Here is a 21,042-nt window from a genome sequence, read left to right as displayed (position 1 = left end):
AAGATCAACCTTTACAAAACATTCTCTAACAGTATTAATAGTCTTGATAAAAATAAAAACCATGCTATAGTCAAATTTTAATGTAAGTGCTTACTAAATGTGGTTGAGGGATGGCAAGAAACACTCGGGAAAGGTTGCTTGAGGCAGGTTTAAAGGTTTTTTCTGAGAAGGGATTTTTAGGGGCCACAACCAAAGAAATTGCCAAAGAGGCAGGGGTAGCTGAAGTCACCCTTTTTAGGCATTTTCGGTCTAAAGAAAACCTGTTTGCTGAAACCATCAATCGGTATTCCTTTTTGCCTAAGCTAAAAGAGATCCTGCCTTTAATAAAGGGAGACCCTCCAGAGACGGCTTTAAAAAAGATAGCAAGAGAGTTTTTAAACGTTCTTGAGTCTAAGAAAAAGTTGATAAGGATTATGCATACAGACTTTCATCGCTATCCTGATTACATCAAAAAAATTCACGAATCAATCATAGAAAACATCATAGACCTTCTTTCTGGATATTTTAACGAGCTAACCGAAAGAGGTTTTTTTAGAAGAATAAACACCCAGCTTGCAGCCAGGGCTTTTTTAGGGATGTTTTTTTCTTATTTTTACGCCAAGGAAATTAAAGAACTGCTAAACTTAAGAAAAAACGATTTAGAGGAAATTATAGAAGGTTATGTAGACATTTTTATAAGAGGGGTTGAGCTTCAAAATATGTCGGAGGAACAAGGGGTATGTTTAGGAGATTGATCTGGATACTTTTAATCACCTTAAGTTTTTTTGGTTGTTCTGAAAAAAAGGTAGAAAAACCTCAGACGATGGTGATACCTGTAACCGCCTATCAAGTGCCTCAACCAAAGGACCAGGCGGTTGAGCTGGTCTATCCAGGAAAAACAAGAAGCGTTTCTTTTGTAACGGTCTCAGCAAGGATTACCGGGATTTTGCAGAGACAGTATTTTAAGGAAGGTGATTTTGTCAAAAAAGGACAGGTGCTTTTTTTGATAGAGCCGGACTTGTATGAGGCAGCCTATATAAGTGCTAAAGCCGGTTTAGAAAAAGCGCTTGCTGATTACGAAAAGGCTGAAAAGGATTGGAAAAGGATTGAGGCCTCTTTTAAGGCAAGGGTTGTAAGCGAACAAGAAAGAGACGCAGCCTTTTCTGCTTACAAAACCGCTAAGGCAAACGTTGAGTATGCCAAAGCCCAGCTAAGGCAAGCTGAGATAAACCTTGGGTATACCAAGGTGATAGCTCCGGTTTCTGGAATAGCCGGGCAAAGACTGGTTGACGTAGGTAATTTAGTAAATCCAGGAACTCCTCTGGTAACGATCAATCAGGTAGACCCGATCTATGTAGACTTTTCTTTTCCGGATAGGGATTTAATCAAATTAGGGTTTGAGCTTACCAAAAAAGGGTTGGCAGGGGTTAAAGGTCTTAAGGTGGACTTGCTGATCGAAGGAAAGGCTTATGGTTATTCAGGGATTATAGACTTTATAGATACCCTTATCGATGAAAACACAGCCTCGGTTAAAGCCAGGGCGGTGTTTAAAAACCCAGAAAAAGTTTTACTTCCTGGGCAGTTTGTGCAGGTAGTGGTTAGGGGGGTAAAAAGAAGAAATGTTATCCTTATTCCTCAGAAGGCTGTTTTTCAAACACCTACCGGTCCTGTGGTGTGGGTAATAAGGGATAATAAGGTTCAACCTCAACCGGTAAAATTAGGAGAGGCCTCAAACGATTATGTGGTGATAGAAGAGGGCTTGAAACCAGGGGACCTGATAGCCATAGACAATCTCCTTAAACTTAAGCCAGGTATTTCGGTAAAAGTGGAAAAGGTGGTTGGAGAATAGGTATGATTTCTAAGTTCTTTATCGAAAGACCAAGGTTTGCCGCGGTCCTCTCAATCTTTTTTGTTTTGCTTGGTGTTTTGGCCATTCAAGTTCTTCCTATTCAGGAATATCCTGCCCTTACTCCTCCTCAAATAATGGTTAGGACGAATTACCCAGGGGCAGATGCTGAGACGGTATTAAAAACGGTGGTTACCCCTTTAGAAGAGAATATAAACGGTGTTCCTAACATGATTTATATGTCAAGCACCGCCTCTTCAAGTGGTGATGTTAACATCAGCGTATTTTTTGAGGTAGGGACCGATGTTAACGTTGCCAAAATGGACGTAAACAACAGGGTGCAAATGGCTTTAAGCAGACTCCCTGAAGAGGTAAGAAGACAGGGGATTCAGGTTAGAGAACGGTCTCCTGACCTTGCTCTTGTGGTGGCTTTTGTATCTGAAGGTAATAAAAGAAGTCCAGTAGAAATTTCTAACTTTGTGGCGTTAAATGTAGTGGAGGAGTTGAAACGCATTCCAGGTGTTGGGGATGTCTTTATTTTTGACGACAAAAGTTATTCCATAAGGGTTTGGTTAAAACCTGATAAACTCGCTAAGTTTGGTTTAACCCCGAAGGAGGTAGCTAACGCAATCGCAAGCCAAAACCAACAGTTTTCAGCCGGTGGGCTTGCCCAAGAACCTACAGACAAGTCTTATGTATTTTCTTATACGGTAAAAGGGGAGTCAAGACTGGAAAAGGTGTCCCAGTTTGAAAACATCACTTTAAGGGCCAACCCTGATGGGTCTAAACTTCTTTTAAAAGATGTAGCCACCGTTGAGTTAAGCTCTGAAAATTTTAGTAGAGAATCCTTTTACAAAGGAAATCCCGCCATTCCGATGGGTATATTTTTAGCACCAAACGCTAATCTCCTTGAGGTAAACCAAAAGGTTAAGTCTATTTTAAAAGAACTTTCCCGCACCTTTCCAGAAGACATAAAATTTTATTATCCTTATGACCCTGCCCCTTATGTTAAGGAGGCTATAAAGGAAGTTGTCGTTACGTTTGTTATAGCGGTTCTGTTGGTGGTTTTTGTTATCTATCTGTTTTTAGGTAATCTAAGGGCGACAATCATTCCTGTGCTTGCCATACCGGTTTCTATCATCGGGACCTTTGCCGGGCTTTATGTTTTAGGTTTTTCTATCAACCTTCTTACCCTTTTCGGTTTGGTTTTAGCGATAGGGCTGGTGGTAGACGATGCGATTATCGTTATAGAAAACGCAGAAAGGATAATGCGGGTTAAAAGGCTTCCTCCTAAGGAAGCAACGATTGAGGCGATGAACGAGATCACCGGACCTATCATAGCGATAGTGCTTGTGCTTTCTGCAGTGTTTATACCTGCGGCTTTTTTAGGAGGGTTTACCGGGGCTTTTTATAGACAGTTTGCGGTAACCATCGCTATCTCTATGATAATCTCTGGGATTGTAGCCCTTACCTTAACCCCAGCCCTTTGTGCTCGATTTTTAGAAGAAAAAGAGCATAAGGCGATCTTACCTATCAGGTTGTTTAACCTCTTTTTCCACAAAAGCAGAAAATGGTTTGTTAGCACCGCGAAAAACTTTATTAGGTTTGCACCTTTAGGGGTTGTGATTTTTGTTTTTGTAATAATAGGCTCTTGGTTTTTTATCAAACGTCTGCCTACAGGTTTGGTTCCTTTTGAAGATAGTGGTCTTATTAACATTTTTGCCAACCTGCCTCCAGGTGCTTCTTTGAAAAGAACGATCGAGGTTTCCAAGGAGATAGACCAAACCTTAGCCAAGACCAAAGAAGTAGAAGAGTGGCTAAACATAGCAGGTTTTGACATCCAAACCTTAGGTTTTAAGACAGATTCTTTAACCGCTTTTATTCATCTTAAAGACTGGAAAGAAAGAAAGGGAAAAGAACATTCTTCTTTTACCTTGGTTCCGAGGTTGAACCAAGCGTTTGCAAAAAATAGAGAGGCTTTGATTTTTGTAGTTAATCCTCCTCCTATTAGAGGTATGAGTTTGGTGGGTGGATTTGAGATGTATATTCAGGATAGGTCTGGGGGGTCGATTTTAGACCTCTATAGATATGTGCAGGAAGTGGTGACTAAAGCTAATCAAAGGCCTGAACTTACGGCAGTAAGAACCACTTTTATTCCTAACGTACCTACCTATAAAGTTACCGTTGACCGAGACAAAGCTAAGGCCTATGAGGTTGAGGTAGATGAGGTTTACAAAACTTTAAATATGGTTTTTGGAAAGTATTATATCAACGACTTTAACCTTTATGGTAGGGTTTATCACGTTAACATAGCGGCAGAAGGCGAATATCGTGATGATTTAAGGGATTATAGCTATGTTTATGTGCGTTCTAAGAAAGGAGATTTAATCCCTATTAGCAGTTTGATTAAATTAGAGCTTATTCCAGATGCACCGATCTTAGAGAAGTTTAACATGTTTGTAAGTGCTAAGGTTTTGGGGGTACCTAAACCTGGATATAGTTCAGGTGATGCTATCAAGGCTATCTCTGAGGTAGCCAAAGAGGTTTTACCCCCAGGTTATACCATAGCTTGGGGAGGGGTGTCTTACCAAGAGATTAAAGTTCAGACTAAAGGTAACTTAGCCCTTATCTATGCGTTGGTGTTTATTTATCTTATTTTGGTTGCCCTTTATGAAAGTTGGAGTGCTCCGGTTGCCATCCTTTTAGGGGTACCTTTTGCTATCTTTGGTGCAGCCTTAGGATTAAACCTTTTTGGTTTGGAAAACGATGTTTATTTCCAGGCAGGACTTTTGGTATTGATAGGGCTTTCTGCTAAAAATGCCATTTTGATAGTAGAGTTTGCCGAGGAAAGGCTGAAACGAGGTATGGGATTACTTGAAGCAACCTTAGAAGGGGCTCGGTTAAGGTACAGACCGATTATGATGACTTCTTTTGCTTTTATCGCCGGGGCTTTACCCCTTATGTTAGCCACCGGAGCTGGAGCTAACAGTAGACACATCATCGGAACCACCGTGGTGATGGGTATGACCTTTGCTACATTATTTGGGGTTTTCTTTATCCCACTTTTTTATTACTTGGTGGTTAAAGCAAGGACCAAACTTTCGCAACTAACGGGAAGAAAATGAGGAAAACTAAATTAATTTCATTAGGATTAAGCACGGTTATTTTTTTTGGTTGTTCTTTAGCCCCTGAGCTAAAGAAACCAGAAATACCTTTGCCTCAAAGCCTTAGATTAGAAAACTCAACGGCAATTTTAACGGATAGGTGGTGGCAAAACTTTAACGATCCTTATCTAAATCAATTAGTAGAAGAGGCTTTAAAAGAAAACGACGACCTTTTGATAGCTCAAGCCCGGGTTGAACAAGCTTTAGCCACCCTTGGTGGTTTAAAGGCTCAACTTTATCCTTATGTGGGCTATCAGGGAAGTGCTCAAAGGGGTAGAACTTCTGAATATAGTTCCCCTTATGGGGGACAAACAGACTACCTCTTTTCCCTTTCAGGGTTGGTTTCTTATGAGTTAGACCTTTGGGGAAAACTTAGGAATCAAGAAAAAGCAGGACTTGCAAGGCTGCTTTCTTCTAAAGCTAACCAAGAAGCCTTAAAGATCAGCCTTATCTCAAACGTAGTTTCTACCTATTTAAACTTGATTTCAGTAAACCTACAGCTAAAGACCGCAGAAGAATACACCGAAAAACTTAGGGAGACCTATCTGTATAGACAAACTCAGTTTCAGCATGGTTTGGTTAATGAATTGGTGGTAGAGCAGGCAAAGGCTGAGTATGAGTCTGCAAGGCTAAGGGTAGAAACTTTAAAAAACCGGAGAGAGACTTTAAAAACCGCTCTGTCTCTCCTTTTAGGAAGGACCCCTAAGGAAATCTTTGAAAAGGACCTTTTAGTTCAAAGGGAACTACCTTTACCTTTAAAACCTCCTTCGGTTTTACCTTCTGAACTTTTAACCCGTAGGCCTGACATCATCGCAGCAGAAGAGGCTCTTAAGGCCGTTAACTTTGAAATAGGGGTAGCAAAGGCTGCTTATTTCCCAAGCATTTCTTTAACCGGTGCCTTAGGATATAAAAGCAATGAGTTAGCCAACCTGATTACCCATTCTGCCTCTTTTTGGAGCCTGGGGGCTTCTTTAGTAGGGCCGATACTTGATTTTGGTAGGACTAAGAGTCAGATAGAATTAAAAGAAGCACAAAAAAAAGAAGCCTTATATAACTACCTAAAAACCGTCAAAACTGCTTTTAAAGAGGTATACGATGCTTTGGCAGCGGTTGAAGCAGCAGAAAAAAAGTTAGAGGCTCAAAAAGAGCAAATAGCCTCTTTAGAGAAGGTTTTAACCCTTTCAGAGAAAAAGTTTGAGCAAGGGTTGGTTGACTATTTAGTGGTGATAGACGCCCAAAGAAGCCATCTTAACGCAAAGCTTAACTTAATACAACTTCAAACAGACCTACTTAATGCCTATGTCAGCCTTTACAAGGCCCTTGGCGGTGGATACTCTAATCGAAGTACTAAAGAGTAAAATTTATTTGAGAGAAGAAGATTTAGACTTTCAGCCTGATTGGGCTGAGGTTTTTGGAAACGCAAACCCTATCTATGTTGAGATAGGGATAGGAAACGGGGAGTTTATCGTCCATCTGGCAAAAACCTATCCTAACTTTAACTTTGTTGGCACAGAGATTTCTCGGGAGGTGCTAAGAAAGGCTTTAAAAAGAGCCTATAGAGAAGGGGTTGATAACGTTAGACTCTTACCTATGGAAGGGGCTACATTGCTTATCAAAGGTTTTACCTCAGAAAGCATAGCCGGAGTATATCTTAACTTTCCTGACCCATGGGATAAAAGAAAAAAAAGACAAAACCGTTTAGTAAATAGAGCTTTTGTATGGCTTCTTGCAGACCGGCTTAAAGAAGGTGGATTTTTTCGTATGGCAACAGACCATAGACCATATCTTGAAGAGGTAGTGCAGTTTTTTACCGAAAACGAGGCCTTCTCTCCCCTGTGGAATGATCCCATAAGAACTGAGGTTGAAGATTTTTATCCTACCAAATACGCAAGAAAATGGCTTTCTCAAGGTTTGAATTTATATTTTACCGGGTTTAAAAAAACTAAAAAAGTTGTCCTATCAGACTGGGTAAAAGAGTTTTATCCTTTATTAAAACTTACTAAGGAGGATTTCTTGCCGGTAATCAACATCTTAAAGGTAAAGGGTTTGCCAGATTTTAAAGCTTTATCTCAGGTGATAACCAGGGGGTTTCTCTATCAGGAGGGAGAGGATTTTATCAAGGTCTTAGACGTTTATACTAAAGAAGACGGTCTGCTTATTGACCTTATGGTCTCAGAGAAAAGCCTGCAACAGCGTTTCTTTGTTGCGGTTAATCCTTATGGCAAGGAAGGTCTTATCATCTCAGTCCATAGTTCAGACCATCCTGAACCAACCGATGGGGTGCATCTTGCTTTGGCTTTAATCACACAAAAGATACAAAATTTTTTGCCTAAGGCTGAGTTAATAAAAACTACCTGTAAAACTAAAGTTTTAAAACAAACTAAGACTGTGGCTTTTAAGTAGTAAAGAAAGGGACTTTGTAAGAGTTTTGGATAATCATTTGCAAAGTTTTAGGGTTGAATTCTTTTAAAAAAAGTATAAATTTTAAACAAAGAAATTTTGAGGGGGAGGATAAAATGTCACAGATAGACATAGAAGACCTTTTTTTGGAGGGAGCAAAGCTAATAACCCTTAAAAAATTTGAAGAGGCCTTAGAGTATTTTGAAAAGGTTTTAAGTTTAGACCCTAATCATGTAAAAGCCTTGGAAGCAAGGGCGGTTATCTATATGCAAAAGGATCAGTTAGATTTAGCAGAACAGGACTTAGAAAAGGCTATCTCATTAGAACCAGAAAACGCAAGGTTGTATTTTAGGTTAGGACAAATATCCTATCGGAAAAAAGATTTAGACAAGGCCCTTGAGCTTTTTACTCAAGCCATAGATTTAGAGCCTGTTTATCCGGCAGCTTATATGGCAAGAAGTCAGATATTAAGAGAAAAGGGCCTGGAAGAAGCCGCAGATTTAGAATTAGACAAGGCTGTAAAAGTTCAAAGAGAGCTTGCTAAGGCACGGAAAGTAGTAGATTTTTAACCTCTAACTTTTTGGTCTAAAAACCACTTAGTCTAAAACTACCGTCCAGTTAAACAGGTCTTCTTTCTCTCCGTATTGAATACCGGTAATGTAATCAAATAATTTTTTAGTAAGTTCGCCTGTCTTCCCTTCGCCTATAACATAAGGTTTATCTTTATAACAAATTTCTCCTACCGGAGAGATAACAGCTGCGGTTCCTGTGCCAAAGCATTCTTTTAATCTACCTTCTTCTATACTTGAGATGACCTCATCTATAGAAATCTTTCTTTCCTTAGAAGGGATACCTAAGTGAGTAGCAAGTTTTAAGACCGAGTCTCTGGTTATACCAGGAAGGATAGACCCAGAAAGGGCAGGGGTTGTTAGTTCATTTTCAAAATAGAAGAAGATGTTCATGCTACCTACCTCTTCTACATACTTCTTTTCTTTACCGTCTAACCAAAGAACCTGAGTGTATCCCTTTTGCTGGGCTATAGCCTGTGCTTTAAGGCTTGCTGCATAGTTTCCACCGGTTTTTACCTCACCTGTTCCACCTGGGCAGGCTCTGACATATTCCTCAGTAACATAGATTTTCACCGGGTTAAAACCTTCAGCATAATAAGGACCTACAGGAGAAAGAATAATCATAAAAAGATATTCATGACTTACTTTAACCCCAAGGGTGTTTTCTGTAGCAAAGATAAAAGGCCTGATATAAAGGGCTGAACCCTTTTGTTTAGGTATCCAATCTTTATCTAACAAAACCAAGGTTTTTATGGCCTCAAAGGTAAGTTTAGGGTCTATTTGAGGAATACACATTCTATCTGCTGAGCGGTTTAGTCTGGCTATATGGTCAAAAGGCCTAAAAAGCCTTATTTTTCCGTCAACACCACAATAGGCTTTCATACCTTCAAAGATGGTTTGTGAATAATGCAGAACTATAGCCGCAGGATGAAGCTCTATGTTAGAAAAAGGAACGATCTTAGGAGAATGCCAACCCTTTCCTTCTTCATATTTCATCACAAACATGTGAGGGGTAAAAATTTTTCCAAAAACCAGTTTGTCAAAGTTAGGAGCTTTTCTGGACTCTGATGAAGCTAAATTAATCTCTATTTCCATCTTTAAGCCCCCTTTTAGGTTTTATTACTTTAAAAGGATATACCCTTTCGTTTTTTTGACAAGCCCTTTTTATAAGGTAAAATTAAAATTATGGGTTTAATTTTAAACCAAAGCAAGGGCTTTAAAGGAGACCCTGATAGAAAAAACCTTAACCTTCTCATAGGGAAAATTTTACACTTTATTTTGGAAAATTTATTGGTTTGTGAAAAAAATATTGAATACCTATTTAAGGATAAATCCCTTTTTTCGCAAAGGTTAGGTTTTTATTTAGACAAAGCCTTGGCTTTCTATCTAAACCTTTTCTTTGAAAGGCAAAAGATAAGAGAAGAGATTAAAAAGACCTTAGACCAACTTTTTGAAAGCTTAGAGTTTAAGAATTTGGTCTCTCAAGTTTTAAGACAGGCTAAAGAGGGATATTCCGAAGTAGAAGGGTTTCTTAGGAATAAAAACTCAGGAGAGGTTAAAAACCTCAGGCCAGACTTGATATTTAGGACCTCTTCTGGTTGGGTAATTTTTGAGCTTAAATTTCATCAACTTGACATTTTACAGGATAGAGAGCAACTTGGAAATTATGTTTCCTTATTGCAAAATCTTTATCCTGGTGCTAACATAGAAGCATATCTAATAGTTTTAAACCCTTTTAAGATAGAAAAACAGGATGTCACAAGCTTTACTAATCCCACCCAACTCTCACTTTTTGAAAACCTTAGTTAACTTTTTTTTAGAAGGAAGGTCCTTAGACGAAAACATCCTTAAAACTTGGGTGATTTTTCCTAACAGACGTTCTGCTTTGTTTTTTAAACATTATCTCCGAGAAAAAAAACTAAACGATACCGCAGGTTTTTTCCCCCGAATTTTTTCTTTTGAAAACTTAATAGATTATCTTTATGTAATGCTTGAGGAAATACCCCTTTCTAAAGGAGCGGAGATCTTAAGGCTTTTAATCCTTTTAGAAGTCTTAAAAGAAGAGACAAAAGAAAGGTTTGAAAAAAACTTTTTTTGGGGTCAAAAGTTCCTTGAGGTTTTTGAAGAGTTTGAAAAAGAAGGAAGGATTCCTCAAAACCTAATTTATCCTCCAGAAAACCTACCCCCTATAGCTAAGGAAATTTTTGAAAAACTTCTAAAGGTTTACTCTAATTATGTCTCCCTTTTAAATCAAAAAGGCGGGCTTAATACTTCTTCTCGGTTAAGGAGAATAGTAGAAATCTTGGAAAAAAAATCTTTTAAAGAAACCCCTTTAGCTAATTTAATAGACGAGGTATGGTTGGTAGGGTTTGCCGGTTTAAGAAAGATAGAAGAGAGGTTGTTTAAAGCCTTTTTAAGGGATTTTGATAAAACCTTTTTGGTTTTTGAGGCCTTAGAGCCCTTACCTGAAGTAGTAGAAAACACCTTAAGGTTGTTTGGATTTAACAGAAACTATCAAGTTTTACCTAAAAAATATTATGAAAAAGAAATAAAACCTCCTTTGATAAAATTTTATTGTACAGTAGACCCCCATTTGGAGATAAAGCAAGCTTTAGATTTGATTAAGAAAAATCCAGAAAGTCCAGATGAAATAGCGGTTGTTCTTTCTGATCCAAGGGCCTTGGTTCCTCTTATCTATCAACTTGAGCAAAAGGATTTTCCTCTTGAAGTAAACGTTTCTCTTCTTTGTCCGATGGATAACCTTCCGTTAAACTCCCTTTTGATTGCAGTGATAAAGGCACAAAAAGAAAAAAACAACGGTCTTTATCCTACTCAGTCCTATTTAAAGGTGTTAAAACATCCTTTGCTCCATCATGCTTCTTTCTCGGGAGTGCTTGTTTGGGATCAAGTTATAAAAGATTTAGAAAGATTTTTAAGGGATAAAGGGTATATAGGGGTGAGTTTAGAGGAAATAGAAAGTGGGTTTAACGGGTCTTATCAAGAGATTATAGCTCGAATCCATCAAGTATTTTTTAAAAACTGGGAAAAGATAGAAGAACCAAAGGATATAGCCAAAAGTTTGAAAGAAGTCTTAGATTTTTTAGGTTTAAGACATCTTGTTTCTCAACCTCAAAGCTCTTGGCAGGATATCGTCTTAAACAACTATCTTGACGTGTTTGAAACAGAAATTTTGCCTCTTTTTGAAGGGGATTATTTTAAGCCTTGGTCATACCCTAAGGAAAACCTTTTTATTCTGTTGGAACACCTTTTAAAAACTCAGAAAATTCCTTTTTTTGGCGATCCTCTAAAAGGTCTACAAATTTTAGGTTTTTTGGAAACAAGACTTCTTTATTTTAAAAAAATTATCCTTTTAGATGTAAACGAGGGGAATCTACCCCCTTCTTCAGAATTTAATCCGCTACTTACCGATGAAATTAAACGCTATCTTGGTATTCCCGTTTATCATAACGAGCTTTGGGATTATTATTTTATCAGGCTTATAAACGCAGCTGAAGAAGTTCATATTTTTTATTTAGAGGTTGAAAAGGCAAACATTCAAGAGTTTAAGGAACCTTCGCGGTTTATCCATAGGCTAAAATGGGAGAAAGAAAAACAAGGTGAAACCCCTGAAGAAACGGTAATACAACCTAAAGTAGAGATTTTTTCTAAAAAAGAAGGGATACCTAAAACAGAGAAGGTAAAAGAACATCTTTTTAAATACTTATCTACAGAAAAGGTAAGCCGTTCTTATTTTGAGACCTATCTTAAGTGTGGGGCTAAATTTTATTTCAAATATGTGATGAAGCTTAGAGAGCCTGAGAAATTAGGTTTTAAGGTAGAAGACCCAGGGAAGTTTCTTCACAAGTTTTTTGAAAATTTTTTTAAGCCTTATGAAGGCAAGTCTTTTCTTACCTCTAAGATTTATGATAAAACTCAGATTGAGACCCAACTCGAAAACCTTTGGGAAGAGTTTGAATTTAAAAGAAAACTTGACCCTCTAAGCCATTATCTTTCAAAAAAAATCGCCTTTATAAGTGTTTTTAGATATTTAGAATTTTGGATAAATAAAGAAAAAGAAGGACAAATAAAAGCCAACAGGGTGTTGGGGGTAGAAAAAAAGGTGGTGTATAAAGATAGATTAACCCTTCTTGATGGAAGGGTTTTAGAACCGACTTTTTGGGGTATTTTTGATTTTATAATAGAAAGAAAAGAGGAGATTTTAAAGTACTTAATCATGGACTTTAAAAGTAATCCCTCTTACACTCCTCAGCCTAAAAAAATGAAAGAGTTCTTAGAGAAGTTTGAATTTTCAGACAGGTACGATTTAGAAGGGGTGCGTTCTGTGCTTGAGGCCTTTGGAAACGACCTTTTTAATTTTCAGCTTTTCTTTTACTATTACCTTTTTCATCAAAACAAAAACTTTTTTATCTCTCCTGAACCAGACCGTTATATTATAAACGCGGGTTTTATAAGACCTTCCCATTTTAAGAAACCCGAGGTTTTTCTTTTTAACCTAAAAAATAAAGATTGGGCCTTGGTTAATCAATGTTTTATACCTAAAGCTAAAAGGTTTTTAGAGTGGTTGATAAACCATCTGTTGTTTGCTGATAAGTTTTACTTTACCGAAAGAGATAAGTTTTGTGAGTATTGTGAGTATGTATCCCTTTGCAAGAATTACCGGTATTTAATATAATTTGCATAAGGAGGTTAAGTTTTGGATAGATCTTTAATAATCAAGACTTATACCCAAAAAAACGATTTTTATAAAAAAGTAGCAGAAAAAGTGCTTTCTGGTAAAGGGTTAGAGGCTGAAGAAGCTTTAAGGTTGTATCAGGAAGGAGATCTTTATTTTCTTGGGGAGCTGGCTAATGCTGTAAAAGAAAGGTTACATCAAAAACGTTATTATTACACGATAAATAGACACATTAACTATACAAACATATGTGCCATCGGCTGTAAATTTTGTGGATATCACAAAAAACCTGGAGAAAAAGATGGTTATACCTATACCATAGAGGAAATAATAGAAACACTAAAGTCAACCCCGGGATTAAAAGAGGTTCATATCGTAGGAGGGTTAAACCCAGAGTTGCCCTATGAGTATTATGTGGACCTTATACGTAAAGTTAGACAAAATTTTCCTTCCTTAAGAATAAGGGCTTTTACTTGCGTAGAAATAGATTGGTTGACTAAAATCTCTAAAAAATCGGTAGCAGAGGTTTTGACCGAGTTGAAACAAGTAGGGCTTAATTCCCTTCCAGGAGGAGGGGCTGAAGTCTTTTCTGAAAGGCTGCATCAGGAGTTATATCCACGGAAAATAGGCTACCAAAGATGGCTTGAAATAGCTAAAACCGCCCATAGGTTAGGTATCCCTACTAACGCTACCCTTCTTTTTGGACATTTAGAAACAGAAGAAGAGATAATAAGACATCTGTTTACCTTAAGGGAAGTGCAACAAGAAACTAAAGGATTTTATTGCTTTATTCCGCTGGCTTTTATACCCAAAGGTAACGAACTTTCTTATCTTACTGGTCCCTCAGCCTTAAAAGTTTTGAAGACTATCGCCATTTCTCGAATTATTTTAGACAATTTTCCTCATATTAAAGCCTATTGGGTTTTTTTAGGGGTAAAGTTAGCACAGGTTTCCCTTTTATGGGGAGCAGACCATTTTCATGGAACGGTCATAGAAGAAAAAATAAGCCAGTCGATGAAAAAAGACACAGTAGTTCAGCTTTCTAAAGAAGAAATCGAGAGACTTATTAAAGAAATAGGCGGTAATCCTGTAGAGGTTTAACCGGTTTATTTACTAATATCGTTTATTTACGAAAAAGAAGGTTTAAAAGGATCGTAAGTAAAAGGCTTATAAGGATAGAAGTAGCCAAAGGGAAATAAAAGGTAAAGTTGTCTTTTTTGATATAGATATCTCCAGGAAGTTTGCCTAAATATGGAATTTTAGGAAGCATAGAAAGCAAAATTCCTACTAAGATTAAACAAACTCCGATCAAAATTAGAAATTTACCCAACCCAGACATTTCAGACATGTTTAAAATATAAACATTTATTAAAACTCTGTCAATCTGTCTCTTTCATCTCAGATTTTTGTTTTGTCAGCCTTTGACATAGTGCCTTTTTTATTGTGTAAAAACTCTCTTGAAGGGCATGTTAGTCCCCAACTTAACCTCCATTAAATCCTTAAGCATACTAACCTCTCAGCTGCCCCTTCATCCGAAGATACCTCTATCACCTTCACCCTCCTTTTTATCTATCTTGCTACCCTCTCAAAGCCTGATTTGTTGCACTAAGCAAAGCCTTTACTTCCTCATCACGCAACCAAATTTCCATTTTTGATTCGTGGCTCTATTAAGCCTTCTACTTCCTCATACTTTGTAAGTAATTTTCTGATATAAAAGCCGTTTTAACTTTCTTGTTGCCGGTCAAAGATAAATAGGTGTTGAACTCCTTATAAAACAAGTTTAAAAACTCTTCTAAAAAATGAAAAGGTAGATAGTTTTTTGTGGGTTAGCCTTTAGAGAAGCTACCATACCCTTTATTATTCTTAAAGTCTTTATACAATTAATGAGATAACACCCTCTTTGAGAAACTGGTTGTTAATTCTTGTTTTTTTGAGAAAATATGGTTATATAAGAACCAAATCGATTTAAAATTTAGGTTTTTACTCTAAAATGAAGATTAAGTTGATTTTTGACGGAAAAGAGGAAATTTTAGCTGAACTTTTGGATAATTCCTGTGGAAAAGCGGTTTACGAAATATTGCCTATTAAGGCCAAAATAAACACTTGGGGTGATGAGTTTTATTTTTCTATTCCTTTAGACTATCCTTTAGATGAAACAGCTACCCTCAAAGTTAGGATTGGAGATATCGGTTATTGGCCTCCTGGAAAGGCTATAGCCATATTTTTTGGACCTACCCCTGCTTCTTTTGATGAAAACCCTGTGCCTGCAAGTGAGGTAAACCTTATAGGAAGGGTTTTAGAAGACCCAAAGAAACTAAAGAACCTTAAAAGTTCTAAAGAAATAACCATCATTCCTGTTTAGGTTTAATCTATAAGCCGTTGTAAGGCTTGGGGAATAAAGTTAATGATGGTTGAGATTTGAGTTGCTGGGGTAGGGCAGGCCAAAGCACCAGCTAATCTGTTAGCTTTAGCAGCGATAGCTCCTGCCTTTTCTGTAGGATAGCCAGCATAAATCAAGGCTGAAACCAATCCGGTTAGGGTATCCCCTGTTCCTCCTATAGCCTCAAGCTCAGGGACTAAGGGTTCTTCTATGGTTAGTAAGACCTTTTTTTTAAAAACTATTCTATCTTTTTCTCCTTTAACCAAAAGATAAGGTGGTGCGTTTTGATGTTTATATGCCCTTTCTATTAAGCTTTCTACATCATTTTCGTTAGACAGTAAAAATCCTCTGGTATAAAAAGGGTGAGGGGCTTTCTCATCTGCTAAAAAGGCTAATTCTCCTATATCTGGGGTAAAAAGATCAAAAAAATTGGCATATCCTGCCATTTTGACCGCATACATAAACCCTGCGTCTGCTATCAGAAAAGGTTTCTTGGAAAATTTTTCTATCGCTAAAATTACTTTCAAACACCCGTCTATTTCCGGAAGGATGTAGTGAAAAGTAAGTGTCTTAAAAGAATATTGGGAAAGGTTTTCTGCTAAAAACCGGTATAAAACCTTACTTCCTTTGCCTGTGCCTATGTCTCCTACAAGAAAGACCAAAGGACTGGGCTTTTTTAAAAACTCTAAGGTTTTTATCGCCGAGGCAATAAGAGCAGCTGTTCCACGTTCTACAGGTATTTGCCATCGGTCTACGATTAAAAAATTTTCTACTAAAGTAGGGGTTCCATAAACCAAAGGAAAATTTTCATCGGGTATGATGCCTACTATTCCGAGCATAACAGTTCTTTAGTTTTTTTAAAAGCTAAATGTAGAGCATATCCACAAAGGGTGTGTCCTTTATCTTTAAGAGAAAAAATATCTTTTAGATTTTTACCTACTAAAACAGAAGCTAAATATGGAACATCAGGGCATCCCCCGCCAGAGACATTAACGATGGTTAAGGTTTTTTTATCTACCGTGATTTTCATGTTAGCAGCCCTTACCATTAGATACTCCCCAAAGTCTTTAACGTTAAAGAGGTCTACAGGTTTTAAAATTTCATCTTCAGAAAAGGAAATAAAGTCTAAAGGTTCTATCTTTTTGGTTTTTAACAGATTTAAGATACCAGGGATTTCTACTACCGGGACTTCTATAGCTAAATCGCAGCCTTTTCTTACCTCAGGAGGAGGGCCAACCACCTTTACTTTATAACCTTCTTTTTGTAAAACCTTTTCTGCCTGGATAACTTCAGAAGTGTTTTCAAAGATAAGAAGAGCCCTTTGGGCATTTTCTTGGGTTTTTTCTTTTTTAGGTAGAAAAAATTTAGTTAGCCAGTTCATCATTTTTTGATAACCACTTTAATAGTATCAGGGAGTTCTTTTATTTCAACCACCTCCCAGCCAGAGGTTTTAGCAGCTCTGATTACGTTTTCTCTTGCCGTTGGGTTGTCTACCCAGACTTCTAATTCCCCTTGCCCTAAGGCTTTTATAGCTTCTAATGTCCGTAAAACTGGCTCTGGACAAGAAAGTCCCCTTGCATCTACCACCTCAGCCATATTTTTACCTCCTGCAATTTTTATGTTAAGGTTTGTTTAACACATTTTGTTTTGTATAATAAAACAAAAGCTTATAAGTTAGAGAGGGACAGGGACTCCATTTTTGGTAGGCCTTTGAGCCTCTTAAGGAGTATGTCCCTCTGTCCCTCAACACCCGATAAGTTGGTTGGGCTACCAAAGCCCCAGCTACTCGGGAGGATGGTGTGAGGGACAAAAATCTTAAAAAGGAGGTAGCATCATGACCCATTACATCGGTGTTGACATTTCTAAAGATAACTTCCACTTCTGCATCCTTAACCATGAAGCTAAAACCCTCTCCTCCGGCAAACTCTCTATGTCTCTTCAAGGCTTCTCTGATTTCTTTAACCTTCTCAAAACCCTCTCTGACCCTATCGTTGTTATGGAATCCTCTGGTAGGTTCCACATCCCCCTTTACTGCTTCCTCGTTGAAAAAGATATCCAAACCTTCATCCTTAACCCTAAAATCGTCCACAGATTCTTTGAATTTATCTCCGCTAACAACCCCTCTAAATACGACACAAAAGATGCCAAAATCCTTGCACTCTTCGCTCTTAATAACCCTGAATTCCTTAAATCCTATCCTGAAAACTCTGAACTCCGTAGTGCTTCTCGTCTTATCCAAAAACTTAAACATGAACTTGCTGAAGCTAAAACTCAAATCAAATACGCCCTCACTGTTCTTTTCCCAGAAGCTGAAAAGCACTTTAATATTTACTCCCACTCCTTCCTTAACATACTCCTTAAATTCCCCTCTGCTAAAACCCTTAAAAAAGCTAAACCAAATGAAATTTCCGAAATTATTAAATCCTCTGTTCCTAAAGGTAAAACCCCTTCCTTTTCTCCCGATGAAGTCATAAACCTTGCTAAAAACTCTATCGGGGTTGACAATCCTTATCTCTCTCAAACTCTTATCATCTACATCGAAAAACTCTTTTTCCTTGAGCCAAGAATAAAAAAGCTTGAAGAGATGCTTGTAGAGAAAATGGATGAAGACCAGCAAGAACAAATTAAGCTCATTTCCTCTATAAAAGGTATTTCCTCTAAACTTGCAAGTCTCTTTTTGGCTGAAATCAGAGACGTAAAAAGATTTTCTAATGCCAAAAAGCTCATAAAGTTTGCGGGCACAGACCCAGTAACAAAACAATCTGGTAAGTATAAAGCTAAGATGAGCATATCTAAGCAAGGGTCGAGCTTTCTCAGAAATGTTCTTTTCCAGATGGCGGTAGGTGTAGTAAAATGGAATTTTTACTTCAGATCCTATTTTATACGTAAGAAGAAAAACTTTGGCAGTTATAAGAAAGCTATGATAGCAGTTGTAAACAAACTTATAAGAGTTATCTATGCAATTTGTAGAAAAAAAACTTTCTTTAATCCTGCTTTTTCTAAGTTCCCTGTTCTGGAGGTCTCTCATGTTTAATTCCTATTTTCTGATAGTTGACTCCTTAAGTTTTTGATTTTAAGCTTTTTTAGTCCTCATAGTAAACCCTATCACCAGACATACCGCAAAACCTAAGATTATGGCTTCAGGGGTATGAGGTCCTATACCTTTGGGAGAAGCAGCTAAACCAAAATTATGAGCTACTGCTGCACCTACTATCATACCTGTAGCAAAGATGGCTGCATCTCCGTCTCCTTCTCCTGAAAGGAAAAGTTGCCTTCCAGGACAGCCTCCTGCTAAGGCAAAACAAAGTCCTGCTAAGGTCATGCCTAAAAAGTTCCACAACTGCATCGTATGGGCGATAGGTTGATTTTCAAATCCAGGGTTAAACTGCCCTAAAATAAGGTTAGTAATCAATGCGGTAACAAAAAAGGAGGCAACTCCTAAGAAAAGATGAAACTGCCTGAAAAGAATAACATCCCTGAAGGCTCCCATGGTGCAAAACCTGCTTCTCTGGGCAAGCACCCCTATAAAAAGTCCTACTAAAAGAGAAACCAAAATAGGGGCGTGTTGTGAACCAGGCCCCTTAATGCTGAAAAATAAAAATTCTCCTTTGTTGGTACCAGGGGCAGGTGCATCTATCAAAAGTAAAACCAGACAGATTAGCATCAAAAAGGGAAAGCCTAAACCAGCGGCTTTATAAGGTAGGCCCTGAGACCTACCGAGCGAATACCCCATTCTGAAAAAAATTGTTCCGATAAATACACCAAAAATAAGACCTACCAACCCCAAAATAGCGTTGAAATCTCCTCCAGCAAGTCTAAGGATAGTCCTCCAAGGGCAACCTAAAAAAGTCAAAGCACCTATCATCGCAAACATCCCTAAGATAAACCGGATAAACGGGGCAGACCCTCCTCTTGGACGATATTCCCTAAACAAAAGGGCACTTAAAAAAGAACCTAAAACAAAACCGATTATTTCTGGTCTCATGTATTGGACTACCTCTGCTCTGTGAAAACCAAGGGCTCCTGCAATGTCTCTTTCCATACAGGCAACACAAATCCCCATATTAGGTGGGTTTCCCAGCTTTTGAAGAATAGGGGCTAAAATTCCTATAATAGCTCCTACTAAAATAATGCCCCATCTGGTGGCAAAAAAATTACCTATCCCGTTCATGCACACCTCCTTTAGTTTAAAAGTAGTAGTTTATCAATTCTAAAAAAATATAAAAAACGCAATTTAAAGTCAAATAGAAAAAATCAATATGTTTTAGAAAGATTTATAGACTTTTTCTATAAAAAATGCCCTTGTCTCTAGAGTGTTTTTTTGTATACTCAATATCAATATTTCAAACCTTGAGGATTATGATATGTTAGACTTAAGGAAATTAGAGGTTTTTATCAAGGTATACGAAACTCAGAGTTTCTCTAAGGCTTCTGCTGTTTTACATCTTGCTCAACCTACCATTACTCTTCATATCAAGGACCTTGAAGAAGAGTTAGAGGTAAGTCTTTTTGACCGAAATACCAGAAAAGTTGTACCCAGTAAAGCAGGAAAGATAGTCTACCGTTATGGAAAAGAGGTCTTAAACATTATAAAGCAAATGGAGAAAGAGTTGAAACTACTTAAAGACGAAAAAGTAGGTATGATAGAAATCGGAGGAAGCACCATCCCAGGACAATATATACTTCCTAAGATCATAAAAAGTTTTAAGGAAAAGTACCCGAACATTTCAGTTTTTTTAAAAGTAGGTGACAGTAAAGAGGTTGTAGAAAAGGTGTTGGCAAAGGAGATAGATTTTGGGATGATTGGAGCGGTTTTTGTTAATAAAGATTTAGTGTTTTTACCTTGTTATGAAGATGAGATAGTCCTTATTGCTCCTACTGACTTTGCTAAAGAAGAAATAAGTTTAGAAGAACTTTATAAAATACCTATTTTAAAGCGTGAGGAGGGGTCAGGCACTTGGAAAAATTTTTTAGAAGCTTTAGATAAAAAGAATATAGACTGGACTAAGCTTAATATCATCGGAGAGATGGGGTCAACAGAGGCTATAAAAGAGGCGGTAAAAGCAGGTTTAGGGTTTGGTTTGGTTTCTTCTTTAGCCGTAGGACTTGAAACCTCTCTTAATCTTTTAAAGGTAGTGAGGATTAAAAATCTGGTGATAAAAAGAAAGTTTTACATGGTTTATCTACGGATGACTAAACTTTTACCGATAGAACATAAATTTTTAGAATTTATCAAAGAATTTTCTAATCTCTAGTTTTTAACAAACCAAAAACCCCAGCCCCTATCGCCCCTAAAAAAGGGGATTCTTTTAAGGTTATAATCTTGGTTTTTAGCTGGTCTTCTAAAAGTCTTTTTAAAAGCTTATTTTGTGAACAACCTCCAGCAAAAACTAAATCCTCTTTAACAGAAATTCTTTTAAGCATAGAAATCACCTTATAGACCACAGAAAGATGAACTCCTTTTAAAATTTCTTCCCTTGGCAACCCTTGGGCTATCAGGGAGATAACCTCTGATTCTGCAAAAACCGTGCAGAGGCTGCTAATTTTTACCTTAACCTCTCCTTCTATTTCCAGATGATTTAACTCCTCAATCTGATAACCTAATGCTCTGCACATTATCTCTAAAAACCTTCCTGTGCCTGCCGAGCAACGGTCGTTCATCTCAAACTTTACCACCTTACCTGTTTCATCAAGGCTTATAACTTTGGTATCCTGTCCTCCTATGTCTAAGATGGTTTTTACTGTCGGATGAATAAACTTTGCACCTATGGCAAAAGCTTTTATCTCAGAAATAGTAGTACAGTTTTCAAGGTTTGTATGAACCAAGTTTCTTCCGTATCCGGTAGCAACTACTTGATCTGGTTGGTATTTTTCTATATAATAAAGAGCTTTTTCTAAAGGTGTATAGGAAGTATTATCTCTTTCTAAAGCTTTTAAATTTTCCTTTTCAAAAAGGGCTATCTTAATGTAGGTAGAACCAACATCAAGCCCTAAAACCTTCATAATAAATC

20 protein-coding genes are annotated in these 21,042 nt (G+C 37.5%); 12 read left to right on the top strand and 8 right to left on the bottom strand.

Annotated features, from left to right (window positions below):
• Positions 1-110 precede the first annotated feature (110 nt).
• From F1847_RS05700 to F1847_RS05675, 6 genes are all read left to right on the top strand, one after another.
• Positions 111-734 (top strand): TetR/AcrR family transcriptional regulator, encoded by a 624-nt coding sequence (locus F1847_RS05700; protein ID WP_150072116.1) that lies wholly within the window; start codon positions 111-113, stop codon positions 732-734.
• Positions 719-1,828, top strand: coding sequence for an efflux RND transporter periplasmic adaptor subunit (locus F1847_RS05695; RefSeq protein ID WP_150072115.1), 1,110 nt, complete (start codon positions 719-721; stop codon positions 1,826-1,828). Before F1847_RS05700 ends, F1847_RS05695 begins: the two co-directional genes overlap by 16 nt.
• A 2-nt stretch (positions 1,829-1,830) precedes the next feature.
• On the top strand, positions 1,831-4,950 hold the full coding sequence (locus F1847_RS05690) for an efflux RND transporter permease subunit (protein WP_150072114.1): 3,120 nt from the start codon (positions 1,831-1,833) through the stop codon (positions 4,948-4,950).
• Positions 4,947-6,347: an efflux transporter outer membrane subunit gene (locus F1847_RS05685; protein ID WP_150072113.1), complete on the top strand. Its 1,401-nt coding sequence runs from the start codon at positions 4,947-4,949 to the stop codon at positions 6,345-6,347. Before F1847_RS05690 ends, F1847_RS05685 begins: the two co-directional genes overlap by 4 nt.
• 7 nt (positions 6,348-6,354) lie before the next feature.
• Positions 6,355-7,392, top strand: a complete 1,038-nt coding sequence (trmB, locus tag F1847_RS05680; RefSeq protein ID WP_168194276.1) for a tRNA (guanosine(46)-N7)-methyltransferase TrmB — start codon at positions 6,355-6,357, stop codon at positions 7,390-7,392.
• 113 nt (positions 7,393-7,505) lie between these two features.
• Entirely contained in the window at positions 7,506-7,958 is a 453-nt protein-coding gene (locus tag F1847_RS05675) for a tetratricopeptide repeat protein (RefSeq protein ID WP_240702768.1), read from the top strand.
• Positions 7,959-7,985: 27 nt separating this feature from the next.
• Here F1847_RS05675 and F1847_RS05670 read toward each other — a convergent pair whose 3' ends face one another.
• Positions 7,986-9,053 (bottom strand): branched-chain amino acid aminotransferase, encoded by a 1,068-nt coding sequence (locus F1847_RS05670; RefSeq protein WP_150072111.1) that lies wholly within the window; start codon positions 9,051-9,053, stop codon positions 7,986-7,988.
• A 90-nt stretch (positions 9,054-9,143) separates the two neighbouring features.
• Between F1847_RS05670 and F1847_RS05665 the strand changes: the two genes are divergently transcribed.
• The 3 genes from F1847_RS05665 to mqnE are packed head-to-tail and all read left to right on the top strand — an operon-like array spanning position 9,144 to position 13,752.
• On the top strand, positions 9,144-9,767 hold the full coding sequence (locus F1847_RS05665; protein WP_150072110.1) for a hypothetical protein: 624 nt from the start codon (positions 9,144-9,146) through the stop codon (positions 9,765-9,767).
• Complete coding sequence (locus F1847_RS05660) at positions 9,712-12,651, top strand: PD-(D/E)XK nuclease family protein (protein WP_150072109.1); 2,940 nt, start codon at positions 9,712-9,714, stop codon at positions 12,649-12,651. Before F1847_RS05665 ends, F1847_RS05660 begins: the two co-directional genes overlap by 56 nt.
• A gap of 21 nt (positions 12,652-12,672) precedes the next feature.
• Positions 12,673-13,752 (top strand): aminofutalosine synthase MqnE, encoded by a 1,080-nt coding sequence (gene mqnE, locus F1847_RS05655; RefSeq protein ID WP_150072108.1) that lies wholly within the window; start codon positions 12,673-12,675, stop codon positions 13,750-13,752.
• 22 nt (positions 13,753-13,774) lie between these two features.
• On the opposite strand, the gene F1847_RS05650 is transcribed toward mqnE, so the two are convergent.
• Positions 13,775-13,990, bottom strand: a complete 216-nt coding sequence (locus tag F1847_RS05650) for a DUF2905 domain-containing protein (protein WP_150072770.1) — start codon at positions 13,988-13,990, stop codon at positions 13,775-13,777.
• A 651-nt stretch (positions 13,991-14,641) separates the two neighbouring features.
• Here F1847_RS05650 and F1847_RS05645 point away from each other — a divergent pair.
• Positions 14,642-15,013 carry a cyclophilin-like fold protein gene (locus tag F1847_RS05645; protein WP_150072107.1) on the top strand — a complete coding sequence of 124 codons (372 nt, stop codon included), beginning with the start codon at positions 14,642-14,644 and terminating at the stop codon, positions 15,011-15,013.
• Between the two features lie 2 nt (positions 15,014-15,015).
• Here the strand turns inward: F1847_RS05645 and F1847_RS05640 are convergent, their stop codons facing one another.
• From F1847_RS05640 to F1847_RS05625, 4 genes are read right to left on the bottom strand one after another with little or no spacing between them, the layout of a single operon-like run.
• Positions 15,016-15,870, bottom strand: a complete 855-nt coding sequence (locus F1847_RS05640) for an NAD(P)H-hydrate dehydratase (RefSeq protein WP_150072106.1) — start codon at positions 15,868-15,870, stop codon at positions 15,016-15,018.
• Complete coding sequence (locus F1847_RS05635; RefSeq protein ID WP_150072105.1) at positions 15,858-16,412, bottom strand: DUF3343 domain-containing protein; 555 nt, start codon at positions 16,410-16,412, stop codon at positions 15,858-15,860. The genes F1847_RS05640 and F1847_RS05635 overlap by 13 nt, the downstream gene beginning before the upstream one ends.
• The gene (locus F1847_RS05630; protein ID WP_150072104.1) at positions 16,412-16,627 is read right to left on the bottom strand and encodes a sulfurtransferase TusA family protein; all 216 of its coding nucleotides are present in this window, start codon (positions 16,625-16,627) and stop codon (positions 16,412-16,414) included. Before F1847_RS05630 ends, F1847_RS05635 begins: the two co-directional genes overlap by 1 nt.
• 25 nt (positions 16,628-16,652) lie before the next feature.
• On the bottom strand, positions 16,653-16,910 hold the full coding sequence (locus F1847_RS05625; RefSeq protein ID WP_150071130.1) for a hypothetical protein: 258 nt from the start codon (positions 16,908-16,910) through the stop codon (positions 16,653-16,655).
• Here F1847_RS05625 and F1847_RS05620 point away from each other — a divergent pair.
• Positions 16,866-18,065: an IS110 family transposase gene (locus F1847_RS05620; protein ID WP_150071129.1), complete on the top strand. Its 1,200-nt coding sequence runs from the start codon at positions 16,866-16,868 to the stop codon at positions 18,063-18,065. The genes F1847_RS05625 and F1847_RS05620 overlap by 45 nt on opposite strands.
• 39 nt (positions 18,066-18,104) lie before the next feature.
• On the opposite strand, the gene yedE is transcribed toward F1847_RS05620, so the two are convergent.
• Positions 18,105-19,202 carry a YedE family putative selenium transporter gene (yedE, locus tag F1847_RS05615; protein WP_150072103.1) on the bottom strand — a complete coding sequence of 366 codons (1,098 nt, stop codon included), beginning with the start codon at positions 19,200-19,202 and terminating at the stop codon, positions 18,105-18,107.
• A gap of 193 nt (positions 19,203-19,395) precedes the next feature.
• Between yedE and F1847_RS05610 the strand changes: the two genes are divergently transcribed.
• Entirely contained in the window at positions 19,396-20,286 is an 891-nt protein-coding gene (locus F1847_RS05610; protein ID WP_150072102.1) for a selenium metabolism-associated LysR family transcriptional regulator, read from the top strand.
• On the opposite strand, the gene F1847_RS05605 is transcribed toward F1847_RS05610, so the two are convergent.
• On the bottom strand, positions 20,276-21,034 hold the full coding sequence (locus F1847_RS05605; protein ID WP_150072101.1) for an acyl-CoA dehydratase activase: 759 nt from the start codon (positions 21,032-21,034) through the stop codon (positions 20,276-20,278). The genes F1847_RS05610 and F1847_RS05605 overlap by 11 nt on opposite strands.
• Positions 21,035-21,042: the final 8 nt, after the last annotated feature.

This window comes from Thermodesulfobacterium sp. TA1, assembly GCF_008630935.1.
Classification (GTDB): Bacteria; Desulfobacterota; Thermodesulfobacteria; order Thermodesulfobacteriales; family Thermodesulfobacteriaceae; genus Thermodesulfobacterium.
The sequence above is the reverse complement of the archived record's forward strand: the minus strand, read 5'-3'. Positions and strand labels throughout refer to the sequence as shown.